This window comes from Jatrophihabitans sp., assembly GCF_036389215.1.
GTDB lineage: Bacteria > Actinomycetota > Actinomycetes > Mycobacteriales > Jatrophihabitantaceae > Jatrophihabitans_A.
Window position 1 is genome coordinate 1 of sequence record NZ_DASVQG010000087.1, and the last position, 1,948, is coordinate 1,948.

General features: G+C 68.1%; 2 protein-coding genes. One reads left to right on the forward strand and one right to left on the reverse strand.

Translation table 11 applies throughout. From position 1 onward, the window contains the following. The first annotated feature begins 160 nt into the window (after positions 1–160). The gene (locus VF542_RS03980; RefSeq protein ID WP_408650410.1) at positions 161–1,138 is read left to right on the forward strand and encodes a YihY/virulence factor BrkB family protein; all 978 of its coding nucleotides are present in this window, start codon (positions 161–163) and stop codon (positions 1,136–1,138) included. A gap of 33 nt (positions 1,139–1,171) precedes the next feature. Here the strand turns inward: VF542_RS03980 and VF542_RS03985 are convergent, their stop codons facing one another. After that, positions 1,172–1,675, reverse strand: a complete 504-nt coding sequence (locus VF542_RS03985; RefSeq protein WP_408650411.1) for a beta-class carbonic anhydrase — start codon at positions 1,673–1,675, stop codon at positions 1,172–1,174. Positions 1,676–1,948 lie beyond the last annotated feature (273 nt).

Below are 1,948 nucleotides of genomic sequence, written 5' to 3' on the forward strand. Positions count from 1 at the left end.
CGAAACGTGATCTGTGGTTGAACTTCCAGCCGCTGCGATGAAGTTCCTCGCCGGTCGGCCTCGCCCCGAAGCGAGCAGCCGCTGACAGCTAACTGGCTGTGCCCTACCGCCCCCGAGCACCGAGGCAGCTGGCACGAAGCCCGAGAACCGGAGCCCCAAGATGAGCACCAAGGCCGACCGAGCGCCCGATGAGTTGACCGACCTCAGCGACACCTCCTGGAAGGGTGTGCTGAAGCGTTCGATCAAGGAGTTCAAGAATGACAACCTCTCCGATTGGGCCGCCGCGCTGACCTACCGCGGCGTGCTGACGCTGGCCCCCGCGCTCCTGGTGATGGTCTCGCTGCTCGGCCTGCTGGGAAAGTCGACCACCGACCAACTGGTGCAGAACATCGGCCAGCTCACCCCCGGCGGGGTGCGCTCGGTGCTCGAGCAGATCCTGACCAGCGTCCGGTCGCGCAACAGCGCCGGCCTCGCCGCGATCCTCGGCCTGCTGGTCGCCTGGTGGTCGGCCTCCAGCTACATCGCCGCCTTCATGCGGGCCTCGAACGCGATCTATGAGATGGGCGAGGGGCGCCCGATCTGGAAGACGATCCCGCTCCGGCTGCTGATCACCCTGGCGATGGCCGTCCTGGGCGTGCTGGCCGCGGTCATCGTGGTGTTCAGCGGCCCGCTGGCCGACAAGGTCGGGCATGCGCTCGGTGTCGGTGACACCGGCCTGCTGGTGTGGAGCATCGCCAAGTGGCCGGTGCTGATCATCATCGTCAGCGTGATGCTGGCGGTCCTCTACTACGCCGCGCCGAACGTCAAGCAGCCCGGGATCCAATGGGTCAGCCCCGGCGGGGTGCTGGCCGTCCTGATCTGGATCATCGCCTCGGCCGGCTTCGCCTTCTACGTGGCCAACTTCGGTTCCTACAACAAGACCTACGGCTCGCTCGCCAGCGTGATCATCTTCCTGATCTGGCTGTGGATCACCAACATCGCGATACTGCTGGGTGCGGAGTTCAACGCCGAGCTGCAGCATGCCCGTGCCATCGAGGCGGGCCAGCCCGAGGACCAGACGCCGTTCGCCGAGCCGCGTGACACCCGCAAGCTCACCCCGGACAAGCAGAAGCAGGCCACCGGGCTCGAGGTCGACTAACTCCGCTTCAGCGCCTGACCGAAGGCTGGTGGCTCAGTCGCCGACCTCGACGCTGAGCGCGCCGGTGGCGATGTCGTAGATGCAGCCGATGACGGCGAGGTCGCCCGGCAGGTAGGGCGAGCTCCGGATCTTCCGGACGTCCCGGGCCAGCACGGCCCCCGGGTCGGTGACGGTGCCGAAATCCAGGCTGCGGGTGTCGAGCCCGGATCCGGCGAGGATGTGCTCGTGCACCTGGTCGTCGGTCACCTTGGACATCCGGCAGTCGGTGTGCGCGACCACCATCACCCGCCGCACGTCGAGCAGGTGCACGGCCAGCACCAGCGTGCGCAGCACGTCCTCGGTCACCCGGGCCCCGGCGTTGCGCAGGATCTTGGCGTCGCCCTTGTCCAGTCCCAGCATCCCCAGCGGGTCGATCCGGGAATCCATGCAGGTGATCACGGCCAGCCCCCGGGCCGCCCTGCCTTCCAGGTGCCGGTTGCGGTAGCTGGCGACGTAGTCCTGGTTGGCTCTGAGCACATCGGTGAACGACTCGATCATGGCTTCATTTGAGCAGAGGCAATTTCGCGTATCTCAAGAGGCCTCCCCGTTGGGGGTACACCATTACCCTGGGCGAGGCCGGCCCGGTGGCGGTGAGCGCTGCGATCGCCGGGCGTCCCGGCTGGTGCCAAGCAGCCGACGCCGCAGGAGGAGAGCACAGATGCCCGCAGCGATGCCGGCCCCCGCCCCAGGTGGCGGCCGATGACGGCCGGCGCGCCGGGCGGGCTGACGCTGAAGTCCGCAGCCGGCCGGTGGGCCTTGCTGGCGACCGTG

Coding starts and splice junctions, on each gene's coding strand:
- VF542_RS03980 (WP_408650410.1), top strand. CDS start 161: ATGAGCACCAAGGCCGACCGAGCGCCCGATGAGTTGACCGACCTCAGC.
- VF542_RS03985 (WP_408650411.1), bottom strand. CDS start 1,675: ATGATCGAGTCGTTCACCGATGTGCTCAGAGCCAACCAGGACTACGTC.